At 39.6% G+C, this 21,918-nt stretch carries 23 protein-coding genes; 18 read left to right on the top strand and 5 right to left on the bottom strand.

Features of this window, described 5'->3' with window-relative positions:
• Positions 1-59: 59 nt before the first annotated feature.
• The 5 genes from cysT to AAC851_RS14100 all read left to right on the top strand — a co-directional run bounded on the left by cysT (position 60) and on the right by AAC851_RS14100 (position 5,244).
• Positions 60-893, top strand: a complete 834-nt coding sequence (cysT, locus tag AAC851_RS14120) for a sulfate ABC transporter permease subunit CysT (protein WP_004640046.1) — start codon at positions 60-62, stop codon at positions 891-893.
• A complete protein-coding gene (gene cysW, locus AAC851_RS14115; RefSeq protein WP_008941788.1) occupies positions 890-1,774 on the top strand; it encodes a sulfate ABC transporter permease subunit CysW in 885 nt (294 codons plus the stop codon). Before cysT ends, cysW begins: the two co-directional genes overlap by 4 nt.
• Before the next feature lie 4 nt (positions 1,775-1,778).
• Positions 1,779-2,852 carry a sulfate/molybdate ABC transporter ATP-binding protein gene (locus AAC851_RS14110; protein ID WP_004640050.1) on the top strand — a complete coding sequence of 358 codons (1,074 nt, stop codon included), beginning with the start codon at positions 1,779-1,781 and terminating at the stop codon, positions 2,850-2,852.
• A 156-nt stretch (positions 2,853-3,008) separates the two neighbouring features.
• Positions 3,009-3,932, top strand: a complete 924-nt coding sequence (locus tag AAC851_RS14105) for a CysB family HTH-type transcriptional regulator (protein WP_005084556.1) — start codon at positions 3,009-3,011, stop codon at positions 3,930-3,932.
• Positions 3,933-4,086: 154 nt separating this feature from the next.
• Positions 4,087-5,244, top strand: a complete 1,158-nt coding sequence (locus AAC851_RS14100; protein ID WP_008942576.1) for an IS4 family transposase — start codon at positions 4,087-4,089, stop codon at positions 5,242-5,244.
• 51 nt (positions 5,245-5,295) lie between these two features.
• On the opposite strand, the gene carO is transcribed toward AAC851_RS14100, so the two are convergent.
• Positions 5,296-6,048, bottom strand: coding sequence for an ornithine uptake porin CarO type 5 (gene carO, locus AAC851_RS14095; protein ID WP_004640054.1), 753 nt, complete (start codon positions 6,046-6,048; stop codon positions 5,296-5,298).
• Between the two features lie 295 nt (positions 6,049-6,343).
• Here carO and dapD point away from each other — a divergent pair, with 295 nt between their 5' ends.
• The 6 genes from dapD (at position 6,344) to AAC851_RS14065 (ending at position 10,451) form a co-directional block, all read left to right on the top strand.
• Positions 6,344-7,165 carry a 2,3,4,5-tetrahydropyridine-2,6-dicarboxylate N-succinyltransferase gene (dapD, locus tag AAC851_RS14090; RefSeq protein ID WP_004640056.1) on the top strand — a complete coding sequence of 274 codons (822 nt, stop codon included), beginning with the start codon at positions 6,344-6,346 and terminating at the stop codon, positions 7,163-7,165.
• 156 nt (positions 7,166-7,321) lie between these two features.
• Entirely contained in the window at positions 7,322-8,032 is a 711-nt protein-coding gene (gene queE, locus AAC851_RS14085; protein WP_017394497.1) for a 7-carboxy-7-deazaguanine synthase QueE, read from the top strand.
• A 75-nt stretch (positions 8,033-8,107) separates the two neighbouring features.
• On the top strand, positions 8,108-8,776 hold the full coding sequence (queC, locus tag AAC851_RS14080; protein WP_017394498.1) for a 7-cyano-7-deazaguanine synthase QueC: 669 nt from the start codon (positions 8,108-8,110) through the stop codon (positions 8,774-8,776).
• 30 nt (positions 8,777-8,806) lie between these two features.
• Positions 8,807-9,217, top strand: a complete 411-nt coding sequence (locus AAC851_RS14075; protein ID WP_008941783.1) for a hypothetical protein — start codon at positions 8,807-8,809, stop codon at positions 9,215-9,217.
• Positions 9,218-9,287: 70 nt separating this feature from the next.
• Positions 9,288-9,983 carry a diphthine--ammonia ligase gene (locus AAC851_RS14070; RefSeq protein ID WP_008941782.1) on the top strand — a complete coding sequence of 232 codons (696 nt, stop codon included), beginning with the start codon at positions 9,288-9,290 and terminating at the stop codon, positions 9,981-9,983.
• A 3-nt stretch (positions 9,984-9,986) separates the two neighbouring features.
• Positions 9,987-10,451, top strand: a complete 465-nt coding sequence (locus tag AAC851_RS14065) for a peroxiredoxin (RefSeq protein WP_004640063.1) — start codon at positions 9,987-9,989, stop codon at positions 10,449-10,451.
• Between the two features lie 47 nt (positions 10,452-10,498).
• Here AAC851_RS14065 and AAC851_RS14060 read toward each other — a convergent pair whose 3' ends face one another.
• Positions 10,499-11,656: an IS4 family transposase gene (locus tag AAC851_RS14060; RefSeq protein ID WP_008942576.1), complete on the bottom strand. Its 1,158-nt coding sequence runs from the start codon at positions 11,654-11,656 to the stop codon at positions 10,499-10,501.
• A 193-nt stretch (positions 11,657-11,849) separates the two neighbouring features.
• Between AAC851_RS14060 and AAC851_RS14055 the strand changes: the two genes are divergently transcribed.
• Together AAC851_RS14055 and AAC851_RS14050 are read left to right on the top strand one after the other, a co-directional pair.
• On the top strand, positions 11,850-12,428 hold the full coding sequence (locus AAC851_RS14055) for a CAP domain-containing protein (RefSeq protein WP_075315166.1): 579 nt from the start codon (positions 11,850-11,852) through the stop codon (positions 12,426-12,428).
• Positions 12,429-12,439: 11 nt separating this feature from the next.
• Positions 12,440-12,802: a glyoxalase superfamily protein gene (locus AAC851_RS14050; RefSeq protein ID WP_004640067.1), complete on the top strand. Its 363-nt coding sequence runs from the start codon at positions 12,440-12,442 to the stop codon at positions 12,800-12,802.
• A gap of 9 nt (positions 12,803-12,811) precedes the next feature.
• Here the strand turns inward: AAC851_RS14050 and AAC851_RS14045 are convergent, their stop codons facing one another.
• Both AAC851_RS14045 and AAC851_RS14040 read right to left on the bottom strand, forming a co-directional pair.
• Positions 12,812-13,189, bottom strand: a complete 378-nt coding sequence (locus AAC851_RS14045) for a nuclear transport factor 2 family protein (protein ID WP_075315164.1) — start codon at positions 13,187-13,189, stop codon at positions 12,812-12,814.
• Between the two features lies 1 nt (position 13,190).
• Positions 13,191-13,409, bottom strand: a complete 219-nt coding sequence (locus AAC851_RS14040) for a 2-hydroxymuconate tautomerase family protein (RefSeq protein ID WP_017394932.1) — start codon at positions 13,407-13,409, stop codon at positions 13,191-13,193.
• A gap of 125 nt (positions 13,410-13,534) precedes the next feature.
• Here AAC851_RS14040 and AAC851_RS14035 point away from each other — a divergent pair, with 125 nt between their 5' ends.
• A complete protein-coding gene (locus AAC851_RS14035) occupies positions 13,535-14,455 on the top strand; it encodes a LysR family transcriptional regulator (RefSeq protein WP_075315162.1) in 921 nt (306 codons plus the stop codon).
• 17 nt (positions 14,456-14,472) lie between these two features.
• On the opposite strand, the gene AAC851_RS14030 is transcribed toward AAC851_RS14035, so the two are convergent.
• Positions 14,473-15,048 (bottom strand): nicotinate-nicotinamide nucleotide adenylyltransferase, encoded by a 576-nt coding sequence (locus AAC851_RS14030; protein WP_161404488.1) that lies wholly within the window; start codon positions 15,046-15,048, stop codon positions 14,473-14,475.
• A gap of 108 nt (positions 15,049-15,156) precedes the next feature.
• Between AAC851_RS14030 and AAC851_RS14025 the strand changes: the two genes are divergently transcribed.
• From AAC851_RS14025 to AAC851_RS14010, 4 genes are all read left to right on the top strand, one after another.
• Complete coding sequence (locus AAC851_RS14025; RefSeq protein WP_005084536.1) at positions 15,157-15,957, top strand: enoyl-CoA hydratase-related protein; 801 nt, start codon at positions 15,157-15,159, stop codon at positions 15,955-15,957.
• Positions 15,958-16,245: 288 nt separating this feature from the next.
• Positions 16,246-19,098 (top strand): phosphoenolpyruvate--protein phosphotransferase, encoded by a 2,853-nt coding sequence (gene ptsP, locus AAC851_RS14020; RefSeq protein ID WP_340600983.1) that lies wholly within the window; start codon positions 16,246-16,248, stop codon positions 19,096-19,098.
• Positions 19,091-20,041, top strand: a complete 951-nt coding sequence (gene pfkB / locus AAC851_RS14015; RefSeq protein WP_125501050.1) for a 1-phosphofructokinase — start codon at positions 19,091-19,093, stop codon at positions 20,039-20,041. Before ptsP ends, pfkB begins: the two co-directional genes overlap by 8 nt.
• Entirely contained in the window at positions 20,028-21,749 is a 1,722-nt protein-coding gene (locus AAC851_RS14010; protein ID WP_134251812.1) for a fructose-specific PTS transporter subunit EIIC, read from the top strand. Before pfkB ends, AAC851_RS14010 begins: the two co-directional genes overlap by 14 nt.
• Positions 21,750-21,918: the final 169 nt, after the last annotated feature.

Below are 21,918 nucleotides of genomic sequence, written 5' to 3'. Positions count from 1 at the left end.
ATATTTTTATATTTAGCTTATTTGCTTGTTTAGCAAACATTTCTCTTTGAGGAAATATCATGTCGCAGCGTTCCCGAGTGCTGCCTGGGTTTGGCCTATCCTTAGGCTTTACCCTCGCTTACGTGTCTTTAATCGTACTGATTCCTTTATCAGCCGTCTTTATCAAATCTTTTGGAATTGGTTGGGATGGATTATGGGAAATTCTAACGTCTGAGCGAATCTTAAAATCATTACAACTCAGCTTTAGCGCTGCGCTGATCGCTGCTTTTGTCAATGTGATCTTTGGTTTACTCCTAGCGTGGTGCTTAGTTCGCTATAGCTTCCCTGGTAAAAGAATAGTAGATGCTTTAGTCGATTTACCCTTTGCCTTACCTACAGCAGTTGCAGGTATCGCGCTCACCTCACTCTATTCTAAAAATGGATGGATTGGACAATATCTTGAACCATTAGGAATTCAGGTTGCCTATACTCCGATTGGTATCACGTTGGCATTGATTTTTATTGGTTTACCGTTTGTTGTTCGTACTGTACAACCCGTTTTGAGTGATATTGAAACCGAATTGGAAGAAGCTGCTTCCGCATTGGGTGCAAATCGTTGGCAAACCATTACCAAAATCATTTTGCCTATCTTATTTCCTGCCTTACTGACTGGTTTTGCTCTAGCCTTTGCTCGTGGCGTAGGAGAATATGGCTCTGTGATTTTTATTGCGGGCAATATGCCTTATAAAACTGAAATTGCGCCTTTAATGATTATCTCTCGTTTAGAAGAATATGATTATGCTGGTGCAACCACCATTGCTGTGGTCATGCTGATTCTCTCTTTTGCCATTTTATTCTTAATTAATTTAATACAGGCATGGGCGAGTCGTCGCACAGGGAGAGTTGCACAATGAGTTTAAATAACAATAGCAATTCTTTAGCACTCAAATTACAGGCTCGAGATGCAACTCGTGAGCCGACTTGGGTCCGCTATAGCTTGATTGGCATTGCACTTATCTTTTTTCTAAGTTGCTTAATCTTGCCACTCATTTTGGTTTTTGCAGAAGCATTTAAGCAAGGTCTAGCCGTTTATATCAATGCTTTAACCGATGCAGATACCTTATCAGCAGTGAAATTAACGTTACTGACAGCAGCGATTGCCGTACCAATTAATGTGATATTTGGTGTTGCTGCAGCGTGGTCTGTCGCTAAATTTCAGTTTCGTGGTAAAGCCATATTAACCACCATTATCGATATGCCCTTTTCAGTATCACCGGTCATTGCTGGTTTAATGATTGTTTTAATTTTTGGCTCACAAGGCTGGATCGGTGGTTGGCTCATGGATCATGACATTAAGATTCTATATGCCGTACCTGCAATTGTCCTCGCCACAATCTTTATTACCGTTCCTTTTGTGGCTAGGGAACTCATTCCATTAATGGAAGCCCAAGGTACTGAAGAAGAAGAAGCTGCCATCGTATTGGGTGCCTCGGGTTGGCAAACCTTTTGGAGAGTAACACTGCCGAACATCAAATGGGGTCTTATCTACGGTGTGATTCTGTGTAATGCCCGTGCAATGGGTGAGTTTGGTGCAGTCTCTGTTGTTTCGGGACATATTCGCGGTGAAACCAATACTTTGCCTCTACACGTTGAGATTCTCTATAACGAATATACCTTTAGTGCTGCATTTGCGGTGTCTTCATTACTGGCATTTTTAGCAATCATCACCTTGATCTTGAAAACTTGGTTGGAAATCCGCCAAGAACAAGCAAACAGCCAACCCATTAAGGAATGAACACATGAGTATTCAAGTTAAAAATATTGAAAAACACTTTGGTGCATTCCATGCGCTAAAAAATATCTCTTTAGATTTTCCTGAAGGTGAATTAGTTGCCTTACTGGGTCCTTCAGGCTGTGGAAAAACCACATTATTACGCATTATTGCAGGCTTAGAGTCAGCAGATGGCGGTCAAGTGTTACTTGAAGGTGAAGATGCAACCGACATCCACGTACGCGAACGCCAAGTAGGTTTTGTGTTTCAGCATTATGCACTATTCCGTCACATGACTGTTTTTGACAATATCGCATTTGGTTTACGTGTCCGTCCGAGAGCAACTCGACCATCAGAAGCCGAAATTAAAAAACGTGTAACGCGTTTACTTGACCTCGTTCAACTAGGCTTTTTGGCTGATCGTTACCCTGCTCAGCTTTCGGGTGGACAACGCCAACGTATTGCTCTTGCACGTGCGCTTGCAGTTGAACCTCGTGTGTTATTACTGGATGAACCTTTTGGTGCTTTAGATGCTAAAGTTCGTAAAGAACTACGTCGTTGGTTACGTACCCTACATGATGAACTACATATCACGTCTATCTTTGTAACCCATGACCAAGAAGAAGCATTAGAAGTTGCTGATCAAATCATCGTCATGAACAAAGGAGATGTTGAGCAAATTGGTTCTCCCCGTGAAGTCTATGAAAAACCAGCGACGCCATTTGTATTTGATTTCTTGGGTCAAGCAAATCGCTTCGAAGGCGAACATACTGGCGGTATTATCCGTATCGGTGATGATCGCATTCAACTACCAACAACGGTACAAGCACCTCAAGGTAAAGTGATTGCATTTGCAAGACCAAATGAATTGCATATTCACGCTCAACCTCAAGCAAATGCCATTGAAGCAACATTTTTACGCGAAGTATGGATTGCAGGTAAAGTCATCGCTGAATTACAAGATCGCAGTGGACGTACTATCGAAATTTTATTAAGTGTAGAGGAAGCAAACTTACATCAATTCAAACCGAATCAAACGGTTTGGATTAGTGCTGCTCAGCTTCATTTATTTGCAGATCAAACAAGCATACAAGTTGCTTAAGAATCGCTCTCCCCACCTTCCATTGAAAGGAAGGTGCTCACAAAAGCAATAAATCCGATGCTTTTGTGGAATTTTCCCTTTATTAAATGAGGATTTAGGGAAATTTAGAGATAAAATGCTTTCGAATTACCATGCTTTTGCAAGGAACAAATATTTATGAACTTTCAACAACTCAGAATTATTCGAGAAACTGTTCGTCAAAACTTTAATCTCACTGAAGCATCAGCAGCACTTTACACCTCACAATCTGGCGTGAGTAAGCATATTAAAGATCTGGAAGATGAATTAGGCGTACAGCTCTTTGTCCGTAAAGGAAAACGTTTATTAGGCTTAACTGAGCCCGGACAATCTTTACTGAATATTGTTGAACGTATGTTAGTTGACGCAGACAATATCAAGCGTCTTGCAGATGACTTTAACAAAGTGGATGAAGGAACACTTACCATAGCCACTACACATACGCAGGCACGTTACGTACTCCCGCCGATCGTCAATCAATTTAAAAAACTATTTCCTAAAGTTCATTTGGTTTTACAACAAGCAAGTCCTGTAGAAATCGCTGAAATGCTTCTTCAAGGTGAAGCCGATATTGGTATTGCCACTGAATCTTTAACCACAGAAGAAAACTTAGCAAGTGTTCCTTATTATGAATGGCACCATAGTATCATTACACCTAAAGATCATCCTTTAAGTAAATTAGATCACATCAGCCTAGAACTGTTGGCTGAGTATCCATTGATTACTTATCATGGGGGCTTTACGGGTCGCTCTAAAATTGATAAAGCATTTGAAGATGCACATTTACATGCCGATATTGTGATGTCTGCCTTGGATGCGGATGTAATCAAAACTTATGTTGAACTCAATATGGGCGTCGGTATAGTCAACGATGTCGCTTATGATGCAGAGCGAGATTATCGTCTTCAACAAATTAAAACTGATATGTTTGGCGTCAATACAACATGGATCGCCGTTCGCAAAGGCCATCTACTACGTGGCTATGGTTATGAGTTTATCTCTCTTTGCTCCCCAACTACAGATATTAAAGCACTAAAAAAAGTTGCTTATCCTGAAGAGTAAATTTGTATAAGTATCTTGTAATTGGAAAAATAAGACATAAAAAAACGAGCATAGCGCCACTGCTGTCCCATAGTTTTGTTTAAATAAAAAACCTGAGTCCAAAATAGTTAAAATATAAGTGCGAACAAACACTTTAACTACAAGGACTCAGGTTTTGTCACATCAGAATACCGTATTTCATCAATTACTTAAACCTATTTCACGATGTGATTTTGAACGTCTTGCCAAGCAGCATCATTGTGGACAAAAATTAAGATCAGCCACACGCTGGGATCAGTTTATTGCCATATTGATGTCCCAGCTGTCCTGTCGGCAAAGCTTAAGAGATATTCAATCCAATCTCGAATCACAGCAGGAAAAGCTCTATCACCTCGGTGCTAAGACTATTGCACGAAGCACCTTGGCAAGAATCAATCAAGAACAACCTGCCAGCCTATATCAGCAATTATTTACTCAGTTACTTCGGCATTGTGAAAACACAAAGATTGCACATAAATTTCGATTTAAGAATCCGCTGTATTCACTTGATGCAAGCCACATTGATCTTTCACTGTCCTTATGCGAATGGGCAAAAGTACATGAATCCAAAGCGAGCATTAAACTGACAGTTGGATTAAATCACAGCAATACGATTCCTGAATTTGTTGCACTCGGAGATGGTATTGAAAATGATATGGTGCAAGGCAGATTACTCAAATTTCCACCTGGAAGTATCGTAGTTTTTGACAAGGGGTATGTTGATTATCAGTGGTTTGCAGAGATGACTGACCGAAAAGTCAGCTTTGTGACACGGCTAAGACCGAAGACGGTTTATGAAGTAAAGTCAAAACGTGAAGTATACGCTTGCAAAGGAATTCTTGCGGATGAATATATTGAGTTGAGCAGTGATTATGCTAAAAAGCGTGGTGCACCGAAGCGATTAAGACGAATAGAATTTTATGATGTTGAAAAGAAAAGGACATTTGAATTTCTAAGTAACAACTTTCATCTAGCTGCATCGACTATTGCAGCAATTTACAAAGATCGTTGGAAAGTAGAATTATTTTTCAAAGCGATTAAACAGAATTTAAAATTGAAATCATTTCTAGGTCGAAGCCGAAATGCCATACAAACTCAAATATGGATTGCATTAATTGCCTATTTATTAGTGAGTTTTGCAAAACATATGGCTCATGAGGGATGGACTGTCCAGAGATTATTAAGAATTATTCAGGTCAATTTATTTGAAAGAAAACTTCTAAAGGCATTATTTTTACCCGATAAGAAGTGGCGAAAACAAGAAGAACCTCAATTGAGGTTCTTCTTGGAATAATTGTGGGACAGCAGTGGCATAGCGCTCGTTTTTTTATGATGAATGTATAGGTTAGAACTTGAAGCTCACACCAACTTTAGCCACAGGCATCCATTCATATTTACCTTTGTTTTCAATGTTATGCTGCTCTTTCGCTACAGCACTTTCTAAAGTGTTGCCGTTACTACCAATGATTTGATCATCGCCAGAAGTTTTTAAGCTTACAGTTGGATTACCAGTATAGTAGGCACCCATTTCACCGAACAAACCAATATTTTTATATACAGGTGCGTTTATACCTACACCCAAGTATGGTGAAATATTGTTATCGTATTTCATTTTACCATCAATGTTAGCAGTTTGAGTGTTGTCTGTGGTAAAGCGCTCGCCATCAACACGTACTAAACTATTGGTACCAATACGCTTTTTCAAGTCATACTCGTTATCTAAGTATGCAACACCTGCTGCCACATAGAGCGAACGAACAAATGTATTTTGGCTTGTACCCCATGGATAAATCTCGGCATTTAAATAAGTGTTGTTATTATCCATGTCCATATCATACTTAGTACCGTCGATTTTTAACTCATCAGACCAAGAGATATCACCGCCGTTATAACCTAAGGTTACACCAACATAAGGATTGACACGGTAAGACACCGCACCACCATAACCAGTGGTACCAACTTCAGCACGTACAGATACTGGGTTTAAAAATGAAGGAAATGCATATGCCGATTCTCTTACGACTTGCTCGTCAGCAAATGTAGTACCTGCAATCGCTGTAAGTACACCTGCAGCAAGAATAACACGCAAAGTTTTCATTGAGGTCTCCTTAAAAAATACTTCTATTTCAATTTCGATATAATTGTTTCTGTGAATTCATATTAAAAGAATGCCTGACAACTTTTTATACATAAACTGATTACTTTTTGTTATTTTCTGATACAAATTAGAAGTAATTGTGTATTCGGAAATAATTTATAAAAAACAACATATTTCATTTTATGACAAATTTATTGCATAAAATTCCAACAATTTATTGTAACGACTTTTTTCAAAGATTCTTCGATCAAATTAGTGTAAAATCTTTAAAATTTTTTTTGGAAGAAGGAAGATCATGTCTCAGCTTTCTACAATCATCGAGCAAGCATTTGAAGACCGTGCCAACTTTAGCGCAGCGGACTGCCCTACAGAAATTCGTCAAGCTGTAGAAGAGGCATTAACAGGTTTAGACAATGGCTCACTTCGCGTTGCTGAAAAAATCGATGGTGAATGGGTTGTTCATCAATGGTTAAAAAAAGCCGTTTTACTTTCGTTTAAACTTAACGATAATCAACCAATCGAAGCATGTGATCTACAGTTCTATGACAAAGTAGCAACCAAATACTCTGGTTGGACTGAAGAACAGTTTAAAGCTGCTGGTGTACGTGTTGTTCCTCCTGCGGTTGCGCGTCGTGGTAGCTTCCAAGCGAAAAATGTCGTATTAATGCCGTCTTATGTCAATATCGGTGCGTATGTTGACGAAGGTACCATGGTAGATACATGGGCAACTGTTGGCTCATGCGCTCAAATCGGTAAAAATGTTCACTTATCTGGTGGTGTTGGGATTGGTGGTGTTTTAGAGCCATTACAAGCGAATCCGACAATTATTGAAGATAACTGTTTTATCGGTGCACGCTCTGAAATCGTTGAAGGCGTGATCGTTGAAGAAGGCTCTGTGATTTCAATGGGTGTTTTCATTGGTCAATCAACCAAAATTTTTGATCGTGAAACTGGTGAAGTTCATTATGGTCGTGTACCAGCGGGCTCTGTGGTCGTTGCAGGTAGCCTTCCATCAAAATGTGGTACCTACAGCTTATATGCTGCGATCATCGTAAAAAAAGTGGATGCGAAAACTCGCGCTAAAACAAGCTTGAACGATTTGTTACGTGCAGACTAATTTGTAATATTTATTGCGGAACTTGATCGTTCCACGGAGCTTCAATTGTTCCTAGGAACTTGATCATTCCTCATCTCTACGATCAGTCATGGTCGTAGAGATTTTGTTTTTTATATAGCATGCTGCTTATGTAGCATTTGTTTGTGGTAAATGTTTATGGCTTCCTTACGTTCTTCTGCAATTCCTGTCTCTGATCCTGCGGCTGGTTTACGTATCACAGAGATTTTTTATTCTTTGCAAGGCGAAGCGAATACTTTTGGTTTGCCAACAGTTTTTATTCGTTTAACAGGCTGTCCATTACGTTGTAGTTATTGTGATACCACTTACTCCTTTGAAGGAGGTGAACGTTTATCACTAGAACATATCATCGAAACAGCAAGCCAATACAAAACACCATATATCTGTGTCACTGGCGGTGAACCTCTTGCTCAACCCAATTGCTTAATATTGTTACAGCGGTTATGTGATTTAGGGTTTCAAGTATCACTTGAAACCAGTGGTGCGTTGGATGTATCAAAAGTTGATTCGCGTGTCTCTAAAGTTCTTGACTTAAAAACACCTACATCTAAAGAAGATCATCGTAATTTGCTAACCAATCTCGACTATCTGACCCAACATGATCAAATCAAATTTGTGATTTGTAATCGTGCTGACTACGAATGGTCTAGACAACAACTTGAACAATTCCAATTGCAAGATAAAGTGAGCACTGTCTGGTTCTCTCCTGCTTTTGCTGTTGAAAAAGGCGCTGTTGCCCTCCCTGCTTTAGCACGTGATTTGGCTCAGTGGATTTTAGACGACCATCTCCCTGTTCGATTTCAACTCCAGTTACACAAGCTACTCTGGAATGATGAATCAGGTCGTTAAAATTTCAGAATTGGTTTGTGTGAATGTCACATCCATTCTTAATCAATATTTTTAGGTTGAATCATGGAAAATAATATGCGTTCTCGTGCCATCGTATTATTGTCTGGTGGCTTAGACTCAACAACATGTCTCGCTTGGGCACAAGCGCGTTATGATTGTGTTGCTATCAGTTTTATGTACGGTCAACGTTCTACCACAGAGTTAGATGCCGCCAAAGCACTAGCACAACGTGCAGGTGTAGAGCATCGTGTCATTAATATTGATTTAGGTAATCTTGGCGGTTCTGCACTTACAGATCATAACATTGATGTCCCAGAACAATTACAAGAAGGTATTCCTGTAACTTATGTTCCAGCACGTAACACAATATTCTTGTCTTACGCCCTCGCTGCAGCGGAAGTTTTTGATGCTGAAGCCATCGTGATTGGGGTCAATGCTGTTGATTATTCAGGATATCCTGACTGTCGTCCAGAATTTATTGACGCTTTTGCCAATTTGGCTCGTCTTGCAACAAAAGCTGGCGTTGAAGGAAAACCTCTTAAAATTGAAACACCTTTGTTACATTTATCCAAAGCGAATATTATACGCTTAGGTATCGAACATGGCGTAGACTATAGTCAAACGGTATCCTGCTACCAAGCAGATGCTCAAGGACGTGCATGTGGCAAATGCGACAGTTGCCGTTTACGTCAACAAGGTTTTATCGAAGCAGGTATTGCGGATCCTACGCGTTATACCAACTAGACGATATTAGGGTAATAATTAGGTACATATATGAAGTTTTTAAAATCAAATCTTATTCTTTCTACAATGATGGCGGCGACTGCTTTAGTTGCAACTGCAACTCAGGCAAACACCAACCCACTCGAAGCTGCATATAAAAGTACCAATGTGAAAGCTGGACTGGTCAATGTATGTAAAGAGCAAACCACTAAAGGTGGTAAATTATCAGCAGCAGAAGTAAATAAATTCTGTGGTTGTCAAATTGATGCTCAAGGTAAAGTGACTGAAGCGCAAAAATGGGAAATTCAAAGTGCAATTAATGCCAAGAAAAACCCAAGTTCTTTAGCATTTGTACAACAGCAAAATAAAGACTTACAAGCATGTTTAGGTGCGCCGTTAGTCTCTAAATTGGAAAAATTGACTGAAGAAGCAATCAAAGCGCAACAAGCTGCGAAGAAATAAGATTGATTCTTCTTATATAGAAAGCCTGCTTTTGCAGGCTTTTTTTAAACTTTGTGATTTGTGAATCTCTATGTCCTCTGAACAGTGGAAAAATAATGCACAACAGCGCCGTTGTGTCATGTCATTTAGTGGTGGTAAAGACAGTTCCCTCGCCTTGTACCATGCCATGCAAACAGGTCAGGTACTAAGCCTGATTATTATGCTTGAAGAACAGGGGCAACGCTCACGTTCACATGCGATGCCACTCGATATCATCCACGCTCAAGCTAATGCAATTGGTCTACCCGTGTTTATGGCATCTTCGAGTTGGGCTGATTATGAAACTAAATTTATTGAACTACTTGAACAAGCTAAACAGCAAAATGCGGAAGTATTGGTTACAGGTGATTTGGATATGCCTGAGCATGGGTGCTGGCATGATCGAGTGACTCAACAAGTTGGGCTAAAACTAGGTATGCCTTTGTGGTTGCGCCCACATCGTGAAGTGGTTGAAGAATTTATTAATTTGGGATTTCAAAGTATTATTGTGACTATAAACCTCAAACTTGGCATGAAAATCGAAGATTTAGGGAACGTCTTAACACTAGAATATATCCAAGAATTAGAAAATAGAGGTATCGATCCTTGTGGTGAAGGTGGTGAGTTCCATACAACTGTGATTGATGGACCAATTTTTAACAAAGCTATTCCTGTACGCCGCGGCGATATTGTTTATCATGAAGAATATGCTTTTTTACCACTTGAATTAGACCAAATTGAAGGATGAAACATGTCTGAGACTATCCAACTACCGAATCAAACATTCCCGACCACCCATGGTGAGTTAAACCTCACTGAACTCACCAATGAATGGCTAATTTTGTATTTCTACCCTAAAGATTCAACGCCAGGTTGCACGACTCAGGCAGTCGGTTTTTCGTGCCTAAAAGATCAATTTGACGCCTTGAATTGTCAAATTATTGGTGTATCACGTGACTCGGTAAAAGCGCATCAAAATTTTACTGAGAAACAAGCATTAACGATTGATTTAATTAGCGATAAAGAAGAGATACTGTGTAAGCATTTTGATGTGATCAAAGAAAAAAATATGTACGGTAAGCAAGTGATGGGGATCGAACGCTCAACATTCATTTTCCATAATCAAAAATTGGTTAAAAGCTATCGAAAAGTCAAAGCGGCTGGCCATGCAGAACAAGTGTTAGCAGATCTAAAAGCACTTCAGGCTGAAATGTAATCTCAAGCCTTCATAAAGCGGGGGTTAAATCCACTGCTGTCCCACAATTATTCCAAGAAGAACCTCAATTGAGGTTCTTCTTGTTTTCGCCACTTCTTATCGGGTAAAAATAATGCCTTTAGAAGTTTTCTTTCAAATAAATTGACCTGAATAATTCTTAATAATCTCTGGACAGTCCATCCCTCATGAGCCATATGTTTTGCAAAACTCACTAATAAATAGGCAATTAATGCAATCCATATTTGAGTTTGTATGGCATTTCGGCTTCGACCTAGAAATGATTTCAATTTTAAATTCTGTTTAATCGCTTTGAAAAATAATTCTACTTTCCAACGATCTTTGTAAATTGCTGCAATAGTCGATGCAGCTAGATGAAAGTTGTTACTTAGAAATTCAAATGTCCTTTTCTTTTCAACATCATAAAATTCTATTCGTCTTAATCGCTTCGGTGCACCACGCTTTTTAGCATAATCACTGCTCAACTCAATATATTCATCCGCAAGAATTCCTTTGCAAGCGTATACTTCACGTTTTGACTTTACTTCATAAACCGTCTTCGGTCTTAGCCGTGTCACAAAGCTGACTTTTCGGTCAGTCATCTCTGCAAACCACTGATAATCAACATACCCCTTGTCAAAAACTACGATACTTCCAGGTGGAAATTTGAGTAATCTGCCTTGCACCATATCATTTTCAATACCATCTCCGAGTGCAACAAATTCAGGAATCGTATTGCTGTGATTTAATCCAACTGTCAGTTTAATGCTCGCTTTGGATTCATGTACTTTTGCCCATTCGCATAAGGACAGTGAAAGATCAATGTGGCTTGCATCAAGTGAATACAGCGGATTCTTAAATCGAAATTTATGTGCAATCTTTGTGTTTTCACAATGCCGAAGTAACTGAGTAAATAATTGCTGATATAGGCTGGCAGGTTGTTCTTGATTGATTCTTGCCAAGGTGCTTCGTGCAATAGTCTTAGCACCGAGGTGATAGAGCTTTTCCTGCTGTGATTCGAGATTGGATTGAATATCTCTTAAGCTTTGCCGACAGGACAGCTGGGACATCAATATGGCAATAAACTGATCCCAGCGTGTGGCTGATCTTAATTTTTGTCCACAATGATGCTGCTTGGCAAGACGTTCAAAATCACATCGTGAAATAGGTTTAAGTAATTGATGAAATACGGTATTCTGATGTGACAAAACCTGAGTCCTTGTAGTTAAAGTGTTTGTTCGCACTTATATTTTAACTATTTTGGACTCAGGTTTTTTATTTAAACAAAACTATGGGACAGCAGTGGGGTTAAATCCCGCTTTTTACATAAAGAAGCATATTCAATCTCAATGCCATAAAGTATTATTAAAAAATCATAATAATTAAAGTCTAAGCAATCACATGAATATTTCTAAGCCATCTATATTGATACCATTTGGGATTGTAATCTCAGCTTGTAGCAACTCTGGCACTCCTCATCTGCCAAACAATCAAATTAGCCAAACACCTGTAACACAAACACCCAAAGCAAGTATAAATATCACTTGTCAGGATCTATCAAATCCAGCCTATCAACAGGCAATCATGAATGCGATCAACCAGCTACGCAGTCAATCTCGCCAATGCGGACAACAACATTATGCTGCTGCAAAGCCATTAGCTTGGAATCAACATTTATATAAAACAGCCTTAACGCACTCCAAAGACATGTCAACACACAACTTTCTAGGTCATGTCAGTTCGACGGGGCAAGATTTAAGAACTCGCTTAAAGCAATCCCAATTTAACAGTCGCGGTGGTGCCGAAAATGTCGCCCGTGGACAGAAAAATCTTGAAGAGGTTCTAGCATCATGGCTTAAAAGCCCAGCACATTGCAGCAATATGATGCACCCAAAATTTACAGATTACGCGATCGCTTGTACTCCTGATCAATCACCTCAACAACGTCACTACTGGACTCAGCAATTTGGCATCCGCTAGAAGGTTAAACTATGTACTCTGGATCGATTACTCCTATTTTACGTATTTTTGATATTGATGTAGCTCACACTTTTTATATGGAATATCTCGGTTTCCATATCGATTGGCAGCACAAATTTGCAGATAATTTTCCTTTATATCTACAGATCTCAAAAGGTGACTGCATTATTCACCTATCTGAACATTTTGGTGATGCCAGTCCGCATAGTGCAATCCGCATTTACTGGGAAAATCTAGATGCCCTGCACACAGAGCTAATTCAAAAAAATTATAAGTATGCAAAACCACAAGTTGAAAAAACAGATTGGGAAACACTTGAGTTAAGCATTACAGATCCATTCTCTAATCGGCTGATTTTTTGGGAAGATGCCTAGACTGCTGATCTAATCAAGCAATTGATAACTAAAAACTTTGCTGATAATTTTCCACTGATCATGATCTAAGGTAAATGTGAGTGCATCATAAAAATACTTAGGCTCAATCACGCATTCAACATGTACAGTTGCTAACTGATCATGGATTAAATCAATAGAAATCACCTTATCTTGTCTAATCTGTTTTTTTGAAGCAGGAGAAGTTCTGCTTTCAACAATCGAAAAATACTCAGCCATATCCAATCGTAATATGGGCTGTTCAGTTACATTCATATAAATCGCATCGGCATGAAAAACTTGTTTTAAAAGCGCCAGATCACAGAAATATAAAGCATCAAAATATTTTTCTATTTGCTGCTGAATATCAAATATTGCATGTTTCTTCATTTTATTGATCCAAACTTTGTAAGTACTTTTGGCGTATCACAGATACAGATTCACCTGCTACTCCCCAATTATCAGTTTCAACCTCATCAATCACGACAAAGGTCGTGGCTGGATCTTTATCCAGTACATTAACCAGCAAATCGGTTGCACCACGAATCAATTGTTGTTTCTGTGCTGTTGTCACACCTTCTTTAGTGACCTGAATCAAAATATAAGGCATCGCTATTTCCTCATTTAGAAATTATTGGTTGAAATAAACTGGTTAGGGTTATTGTTCATCGTATTATTTACATCAATGTGATTAAATAGCCTTTAGATCAAATCATTTTTTACATGGTGTAATAAATGACACAACAACTAAAAAATGTGATGTTGAGTAGTGTTGAATTATTCTGTGCTGTCGCTGAGCATAAAAGTTTTACTCAAGCAGCCAAAATTGCTGGCTTGACACCAGCTGCTGTCAGCCGCTCTATTGCGCGTCTAGAGCAACGTCTCAATACGCAATTATTTGTTCGAAGTACACGTCAAGTTCGCTTGACCCATGCAGGTGAAATTTACTTTCAACAATGTCAACAAGGCTTAACACAAATTATTGAAGCAGAACAATTATTAAGAAATCAAAGTCAGCAACTCAATGGTCGAATTCGCATCAGCCTCCCTACTCCTTATGGACATTATCGAGTATTACCGCTAATTCCAATTTTTAAACAAACATACCCAAACATTCAGATTGATCTTCAATTAACCAATAAAAATGTCGACTTTATTGCGGAGGGTTTTGACTTAGCAATTCGTGGCAGATACTTCAAAGACTCCAATCTAATCGTTCGTACCTTAGAACATGCTGAATTAGTTGTGGTTGCTGCAGCAAGCTATCTTCATTCGCATACGATACCAACAGATATCGCAGCATTAGATCAACACGAATGCTTGCAATTCATCTTACCCAGCACGGGGAAAAGTGTTCCTTGGCTGTTTAAAGTCAACAATCAGATCCATGAATATACGACCAAGGGATCATTACATTGTCTAGATGACATCTTAGGGACAGTTACGCTTGCGAAACATGGTGCAGGATTATTACAAACCTATCGGTTTACCGTTGCGCAAGACATTCAAAATGGACAATTCGTAGAACTGTTGCATCCATTTGCTGGAGCAAGCCGTCCATTTTCTTTAGTTTACCCCTCACAAAAATATGCATCAGCACATATTCGTACCTTCATTGATTTTTTAATAACACATTTAAAAACAGACGTTCTTTAAAGGTTCATCAACTCACTTTATTCAGTGAGGTCTAAATTACTCGTGTCACCTGCCAAAAACTTTTGTTGTAACGCTGCATAAATAGGCGTTTTTTGAAAGTTCTCTAAAAATTGAATACTGCCTTTTGGAAAAGCTTGAGTTTTGATTTCGCCGCGATAATAAGCTTCACGCATCGGTGTTGCTGACATTGAGGCTTTCAAACTCTCAAGTTCAACCATTGTCCACTCTGGAAATAATTTTAAATAATAAGATGATTCATCTTTAAAGTGACCAATTAAGCCAACATTGGAATGCGCAGGAACAACCTGATTTACCAGTTGTTTGACTTGTTTTACCCATTTTTCATCATTATAAACATCAATAACATGCACAAAATGAATACGTTTTTGATCTTCCTCAGAAAAATTAGAAAGAATCATCTGCTCGCGTTCCGTAGCCAAAAATGGATTCTTGGTATTTCGTTCTGGTTGTGCTGAGCCTAAAGCAAGGATCACATGCTGACTCTGTCTCAGTGCAATTTCAATGGTCAGCATATGTGCCAAATGAAAAGGCTGGAAACGTCCAATAAAAACGAGATAGTCAAATGTGTACATAGGCTTAATTTCACTTTTTGTGAACTCATCAGTTGCACTATAAAAATAAATATGCGACATAATGAGACCACTTTAAAAATCAATCTGGATTAAAGCAAGGATAGTACGATGACACTTAGCTGTATTCAACAACCTCATCAACATTTGCAAGCAAATTTAGAAGATGGCGTACTCACCTTAGCCATTAACCGTTCAGAAGCCAAGAATGCACTTTACGGCGAACTTTATCTTTGGATCGCAAAAGCTTTAGATGAGGCAGATGCAAGTAAAGAAGTTCGTGTGGTTATTTTCCGCGGAGCAGAGCAAGACTTTACTGCGGGTAATGACATGAAAGACTTCATGGGCTTTATTCAAAAGCCACATGAGGGCAAAGCCGGTGATCAACCACCATTTGTTCTATTAAAAGCTGCGGCTCGTTTTTCTAAACCACTGATTATTGCGGTGAAAGGTGTTGCGATTGGTATTGGTGTAACGATCTTACTCCATGCTGATCTTGTATATGCTGACAACACTGCCCTATTCCAAATTCCATTTGTCAGCCTTGGTCTCTCTCCAGAAGGTGCAGCAAGTCGTTTACTCGTAAAACAGGCTGGCTATCAAAAAGCTGCTGAGTTGCTGTTTACGGCCAAGAAATTTGATGCTGCAACAGCAGTGAAAGCAAATCTAGTGAATGACGTTGTTGAAGATGTATATGCAACGGCTCAACAAACGGCTCAACAGTTAGCTGCATTACCATTGGCATCAATTAAGCAAAGTAAGGCTTTGATGAAAAAAGACTTAGCTGAAATCATTGCATGTGTTGATGAAGAGGCTGAAATCTTTATGCAACGCGTACGCTCTCCTGAGATGATGGAAGCAGTTCAAGCCTTTATGCAAAAGCGTAAGCCGGACTTCTCACAGTTTAATTAAGCAAATATAAACGGCATAGATGTTTATAAAATGTATCCTCAGAGGAATTTGTAAGATTTTCACCTCGATATCTTTTTGAGCATCTGTTAAAGTTTAAATTAAGAAGCTAAACCATGATTGTCAGAGACATGAAATGGAAATTAGCTTCTTTTTTTTATCTTTGACGTGTGCTGTTGATCGTTTGCAATTGCCTGCGACATATACGGTTAATTTAAAAAAATATCTCTGCTGTTATATCGAAGTATAGACTTAACAGAGATTATTATTTTCATCATTAAAGGATGTTTTATGTTTGTACTTGAGCCACAACATGTACATATGAATCAATCTGCTAAGGATAAGGCAGAAGCTCTCGAATGTTTAGCCAATATTTTGGTTCAAGATCAATTAGTCAAAGCAGATTACTTATCTGGATTACATGCACGTGAAGCTCAAAGTGCAACCTATTTGGGTCAAGGGATTGCAATCCCTCACGGCACTCCGCAATCCCGTGAATTTATTTTAGAAACGGGCATTCGTTTAGCACATTTCCCAAAAGGTGTGGTTTGGGACGGCGAAAATACTGTTTATTTAGCTGTTGTGATTGCGGCAAAGTCTGATGAACATTTACAAGTTTTGCAAATTCTGACTCGTGCACTTTCTCAAGATGTTTCTGATCAAGTCCAACACGCTAAAAATGCAGCGCAAATTATTGAGATTTTACAAGCTCAACCCGAAACATTAGTTCTACATGAAAACCTAATCGAAACTCAAATTCAAGTTACTGATATTGACGATTTTTTATGGTCAGCAAATAAACTCCTCAAACAACAAAAATTAGTTGAGGCTGGTTTCATCAGTCAACTTGATCCTAAAAATCTCATCCAAATTCAAGATACGCTTTGGTCTATTTCTGCAAAAAACTATGTTTCACAATCTGCAGTGAGTATCGTCAAAGCTGATCAAACCATCGATTTTAAAAACGGACAAATTCAAACCTTGATTTGTATTGCCCAGCACGAACAATTAGATTACCAACAATTACAACGTTTACTCGATTTATTATTCCAACCACAAATCCAGCAACAACTCAGTGATCAGCATAATCGTCAAGATATTGCCAAACTGGTTGGCGCGGAAACGATCCCAGATTGGCCATCACAACGTATTGTGTTGGCAAATGCGCATGGACTACATGCCCGCCCTGCAACTCAACTGGTTAATATTACCAAAACTTATCAAGGCGAAATTCGAGTTGCTGTGGATAATGGACAATTCATCTCTGCAAAAAGCTTAACCAAACTACTCGCAATGGGTTGCAAATATGGGCAAACACTTACTTTCATTGCTGAACCGGATACAGATGCTGTAGAAGGTCTTTCGAAAATTATCCAAGCTGTTCAACAAGGTTTAGGTGAAGAGGTCGAAGCAATTGAAAATAAAATTGGCACTCAACAGACCAATACGCTTGAGTTTGAAGAAGAGATTACAACACCAACAACAGGTATTCCTGCATCCACAGGACTCGCTTTTGGCCCAGCTCATGTGATCAAACCGAAACATTTCCAATATGAACGTTTTGGAAATAATGTAAAAGCAGAAAAGGAAAAACTAGAAATTGCACTACATAGTGTAAAAAACACACTTCATCAGCTCATAGCCAAAACTGAAGCCAATGAAATCAAACAAATCTTTATGGCACATTTGGAAATGCTGGATGACCCTGATCTCATTCAGCAAGTTCACCAGTCTCTGAATCAAAATCTAAGTGCACCTGCAGCATGGCATCAATATATTGAAAAAGCAGCTCAAGCCCAAGCTGCTCTACCCGATCGTCTGCTCGCAGAACGTGCCGCTGATCTGCGTGATATTGGTGACAAGGTCTTAGCTGTTTTATGTAATGAGGTTGCAGCTCAAGAACCTGAGCAACCCTATATTCTAATCATGCATGATGTAGGCCCAAGCGATGTTGCACGCCTGAATAAAGACCGTGTCGCAGGTATTCTGACTGCTGTGGGTGGTGCAAGTGCACATAGTGCGATTGTTGCCCGTGCTTTGGGAATTCCGGCTATTGTGGGGGCAAGTGACGCGGTGCTTAACATCACACCTCATACAACGGTATTAATTAATGGTGATACGGGTGCATTCGAAATCAATCCATCTCAAGCACAGATTGACGATGCCATCCAAGAACGTGAGTTACAACATCAACGTCGTCATGAAGCTGAGCAACATTGTCACGAGCCAGCGATTACCTTAGATCAGCACCAAGTCGAAGTCGCGGCCAATCTCGGCAAAATTTTAGATACTGAAAAAGCAGTAAACTATGGGGCAGAAGCAATTGGTTTATTGCGCACTGAATTAGTCTTTATGGCGCATCGCCAAGCACCAGATGAAGATGTACAAGAAAAAGAATACCGTCATGTATTAGATACGTTGGCTGGTCGACCATTGGTGGTACGTACCTTAGATGTTGGTGGTGATAAACCATTACCGTACTTACCAATCGATGCTGAGGAAAACCCGTTTTTGGGCGTGCGTGGTATCCGTTTAACCTTACGTAAACCACAACTATTACGTCAGCAACTCACTGCTTTGGTTCGTGCTGCAGATGATCGTCCTTTAAGAATCATGTTCCCGATGGTCGGACGTATTGAAGAATGGCGCGCGGCTAAAGCAATTTTGGATGAGGTTTTGCTCAAGCATCCCTGCCCAAATCTCGAAGTCGGTATTATGATTGAGGTTCCATCAGCTGCATTAATCGCGCCCTTGCTTGCAAAAGAAGTCGACTTTTTCAGTATTGGTACCAATGACTTGACCCAATACACCTTAGCGATCGATCGCGGACATCCAGTTTTGTCTGGCGAAGCTGATGGGCTCCACCCAAGTATTTTAATGTTAATTGATCAAACTGTACGTGCAGCTCACGCACAACAAAAATGGGTCGGCGTCTGTGGTGAGCTTGCTGCAGATCCCAAAGCTGTGCCTGTTTTACTGGGTTTGGGTGTGGACGAACTCAGTATGTCAGCGTCCAGTATTCCGCTAGTGAAAGCACAAATTCGTCAGCTTAATTTTGCTGATTGCCAACAGCTTGCCCAACAAGCACTCAAATGTGAAAGTGCATTTGCCGTTCGATTATTCGTGGAGCAAACACATGGCTAAAATTTTAACCATTACTCTCAACCCTGCCATTGATGCCACCATCGAACTTGAACAGTTACGTATTGGAGAAGTCAATCGTCAGCAGAACATTCAATACCACGCCGCAGGTAAAGGGCTCAATGTTGCTCAAGTGCTACATGATTTAGGGCATGAGTTAATTGTATCTGGTTTTTTAGGTACAAAAAATCAAACGCTCTTTAAACAGCATTTTCAAACTATGCAGTTTGATGACCAATTTATTTATATCGAAGGTGAAACCCGCCAAAACATCAAAATTGCTGAACAGTCTGGACGAATGACCGATATTAATGGTCAAGGCTTTCAGGTGTCTACTGAAGATAAACAAGCATTGTTCAAACGTATTCAACAATGTAGTGACTCTGTAGATTATGTGGTGATTGCGGGTAGCCTACCGTTGGGCTTTGGCGTGGATGATTTAAAACAGCTCATTCAAATTCTACACCTACAAAACAAACCTGTTGCTGTAGACACGAGTGGCAAGGCTTTAACTGCAGCGATCGCTATGAATCCGTGGATGATCAAACCCAATACCGATGAATTACAAGAAAGTTTTGGCGTGCTAGCTGAAAACCTTGAAGATCAACAACAATTATTTAAATCACTCAATTCTCAAATTGAACATATTGTCATTTCAATGGGTGAACATGGCGTACATTGGCTTCATCAAAACAGAGCTTATGCTGCACACCCCCCTCAAGTACATGTGAAAAGTACAGTAGGTGCTGGAGATTCTCTTTTGGCAGGCATGATTCATGGATTAGCATGTCAGTTACCGACAGACGATATCCTAGCAACAGCAACGGCAATTGCCAGTCATGCCGTAACTCAGGTGGGCTTTCGTGTTCCACCCCCTGAACTTTTAGCTGATTTAAAACAACACACCACGATCAAAACCTTGAGTGAATCTGATGCAAACCCTTAACTCTATCTTATTGGTCATCAATCATCCTCAAAATCCTGTTGATGCATTGATTCTGACAAAAAAATTAGCGCAACTTGCGAAACAACAAGGTTTTGAAAGTCATACTATTTCAATAAAAGATCAAATTCCTGACATTGCATTTAGTAAAGTTGTTTTTATTGGTCAAACACCGACTCAACTTGACCCATTTAAAGCCTATTCTGTTGTAACCATTTCACTGGAACAAGCGAACCAAGATATTCAGCAGGCCTTTGAATACGCTTTAACGCATGCACAACCGATTGATCAACTCAAAGCTAAAACTCAATTGAACAACACACAGCAAGCGCAACGTTTTGTTGCGATTACCGCTTGCCCAACGGGTGTTGCTCATACGTTTATGGCTGCCGAAGCATTGCAACAAGGTGCAAATAAACTTGGCTATCAGATTGATATTGAAACACAAGGCTCTGTAGGTGCAAAAAACATCCTCACAGATGAAGCCATTGCTGCAGCTGACATTGTTATTCTAGCCACTGATATTGAAGTAAATACCGATCGTTTTGTAGGTAAACGTGTTTATCGCTGCAGTACAGGCTTTGCCCTCAAGCAAACAGATAAAGCATTTGCCGAAGCAATCAGTGAAGCAACCGTTCTTGAATCATCCAAACAAAGTAAACAAACGGCAGAAAATAAAAGCCAAGAAAAAACTGGCGTTTATAAGCACCTACTAACAGGTGTGTCTTTCATGCTGCCTATGGTCGTGGCAGGTGGGCTTTTAATTGCGCTATCACTTTGTTTCGGGCTGAATGCAGCAGAAGAAACAGGAAGCTTAGCTTATATATTAAAGCAAATCGGTGCAGCAGCATTTACCTTAATGGTGCCAATGCTTTCGGGTTATATTGCCTATTCAATTGCTGACCGTCCCGGTTTAGCGCCTGGCTTGATTGGTGGATTAATTGCCACACAACTTGACGCTGGTTTTCTTGGTGGTATCGTTTCAGGTTTCCTCGCAGGTTACATTGCCCTTTTTCTCGCCAAGAAAATTAAATTGCCGACCAGTTTGGAGTCATTGAAACCTATTCTGATTGTTCCGCTTTTAGGCACATTATCAGTAGGTCTAATTATGTACTATGTGGTTGGACAGCCAGTCGCACATATCTTTGAGATGATGAAAGATTTCCTCAACAATATGGGCACAACCAATGCTGTTTTAATGGGAATTGTACTCGCATCAATGATGTGTATTGATTTGGGCGGTCCAATTAATAAAGCAGCTTATGCCTTTACCGTAGGACTACTCACGACAAATACCTATATGCCAATGGCGGCGACCATGGCTGGCGGTATGGTTCCAGCCATTGGTATGGCGATTGCAACCTTGTTAGCAAAAAATAAATTCAATCAAAGTGAACGAGATGCTGGCAAAGCTGCTTTTGTATTAGGTCTATGTTTTATTTCGGAAGGTGCAATTCCCTTTGCAGCTAAAGATCCGATGCGTGTGATTCCTGCTTGTATTTTAGGTGGTGCTGTTACAGGTGCATTGGTTGCCTTATTCCACTGCGAACTGGTTACACCACATGGTGGCGTATTTGTTTTACTGATTCCAAATGCGATTAATCATGCGTGGCTATATCTCGCTGCAATTACAGCAGGTAGCTGTATTACAGGCATTAGTTATGCATTACTCAAACGTCCTGAGCAGAAACTAGAAACCGCCCCTGCCTAAATCGTCCTTACATTCTGATTTTACAAGCAAGTTATTCCCATCGAGTAACTTGCTTTTCTATTTAGATGAGCTTTGATTCTAAAAATCGAATAACTATAAACTTTATAAAAAAGTAACTTTTTCGATTCATCAGTTGGTTTTTTTCAAATGCATCCCAATAGAAGAATAA

The sequence above is a fragment of the Acinetobacter sp. HZNU-JH01 genome (genome assembly GCF_037996845.1).
In the GTDB taxonomy this organism is placed as follows: domain Bacteria; phylum Pseudomonadota; class Gammaproteobacteria; order Pseudomonadales; family Moraxellaceae; genus Acinetobacter; species Acinetobacter haemolyticus.
The sequence above is the reverse complement of the archived record's forward strand: the minus strand, read 5'-3'. Positions and strand labels throughout refer to the sequence as shown.

Bases quoted from the DNA above. Each gene is read 5' to 3' on its own strand.
- AAC851_RS14035 (WP_075315162.1), top strand. From the start codon at position 13,535: ATGACACAACAACTAAAAAATGTGATGTTGAGTAGTGTTGAATTATTC.
- AAC851_RS14025 (WP_005084536.1), top strand. From the start codon at position 15,157: ATGACACTTAGCTGTATTCAACAACCTCATCAACATTTGCAAGCAAAT.
- queC (WP_017394498.1), top strand. From the start codon at position 8,108: ATGCGTTCTCGTGCCATCGTATTATTGTCTGGTGGCTTAGACTCAACA.
- carO (WP_004640054.1), bottom strand. From the start codon at position 6,048: ATGAAAACTTTGCGTGTTATTCTTGCTGCAGGTGTACTTACAGCGATT.
- AAC851_RS14110 (WP_004640050.1), top strand. From the start codon at position 1,779: ATGAGTATTCAAGTTAAAAATATTGAAAAACACTTTGGTGCATTCCAT.
- AAC851_RS14030 (WP_161404488.1), bottom strand. From the start codon at position 15,048: ATGTACACATTTGACTATCTCGTTTTTATTGGACGTTTCCAGCCTTTT.
- AAC851_RS14040 (WP_017394932.1), bottom strand. From the start codon at position 13,409: ATGCCTTATATTTTGATTCAGGTCACTAAAGAAGGTGTGACAACAGCA.
- queE (WP_017394497.1), top strand. From the start codon at position 7,322: ATGGCTTCCTTACGTTCTTCTGCAATTCCTGTCTCTGATCCTGCGGCT.
- pfkB (WP_125501050.1), top strand. From the start codon at position 19,091: ATGGCTAAAATTTTAACCATTACTCTCAACCCTGCCATTGATGCCACC.
- AAC851_RS14050 (WP_004640067.1), top strand. From the start codon at position 12,440: ATGTACTCTGGATCGATTACTCCTATTTTACGTATTTTTGATATTGAT.
- cysW (WP_008941788.1), top strand. From the start codon at position 890: ATGAGTTTAAATAACAATAGCAATTCTTTAGCACTCAAATTACAGGCT.
- ptsP (WP_340600983.1), top strand. From the start codon at position 16,246: ATGTTTGTACTTGAGCCACAACATGTACATATGAATCAATCTGCTAAG.
- AAC851_RS14105 (WP_005084556.1), top strand. From the start codon at position 3,009: ATGAACTTTCAACAACTCAGAATTATTCGAGAAACTGTTCGTCAAAAC.
- dapD (WP_004640056.1), top strand. From the start codon at position 6,344: ATGTCTCAGCTTTCTACAATCATCGAGCAAGCATTTGAAGACCGTGCC.
- AAC851_RS14045 (WP_075315164.1), bottom strand. From the start codon at position 13,189: ATGAAGAAACATGCAATATTTGATATTCAGCAGCAAATAGAAAAATAT.
- AAC851_RS14010 (WP_134251812.1), top strand. From the start codon at position 20,028: ATGCAAACCCTTAACTCTATCTTATTGGTCATCAATCATCCTCAAAAT.
- AAC851_RS14055 (WP_075315166.1), top strand. From the start codon at position 11,850: ATGAATATTTCTAAGCCATCTATATTGATACCATTTGGGATTGTAATC.
- AAC851_RS14065 (WP_004640063.1), top strand. From the start codon at position 9,987: ATGTCTGAGACTATCCAACTACCGAATCAAACATTCCCGACCACCCAT.
- cysT (WP_004640046.1), top strand. From the start codon at position 60: ATGTCGCAGCGTTCCCGAGTGCTGCCTGGGTTTGGCCTATCCTTAGGC.
- AAC851_RS14075 (WP_008941783.1), top strand. From the start codon at position 8,807: ATGAAGTTTTTAAAATCAAATCTTATTCTTTCTACAATGATGGCGGCG.
- AAC851_RS14070 (WP_008941782.1), top strand. From the start codon at position 9,288: ATGTCCTCTGAACAGTGGAAAAATAATGCACAACAGCGCCGTTGTGTC.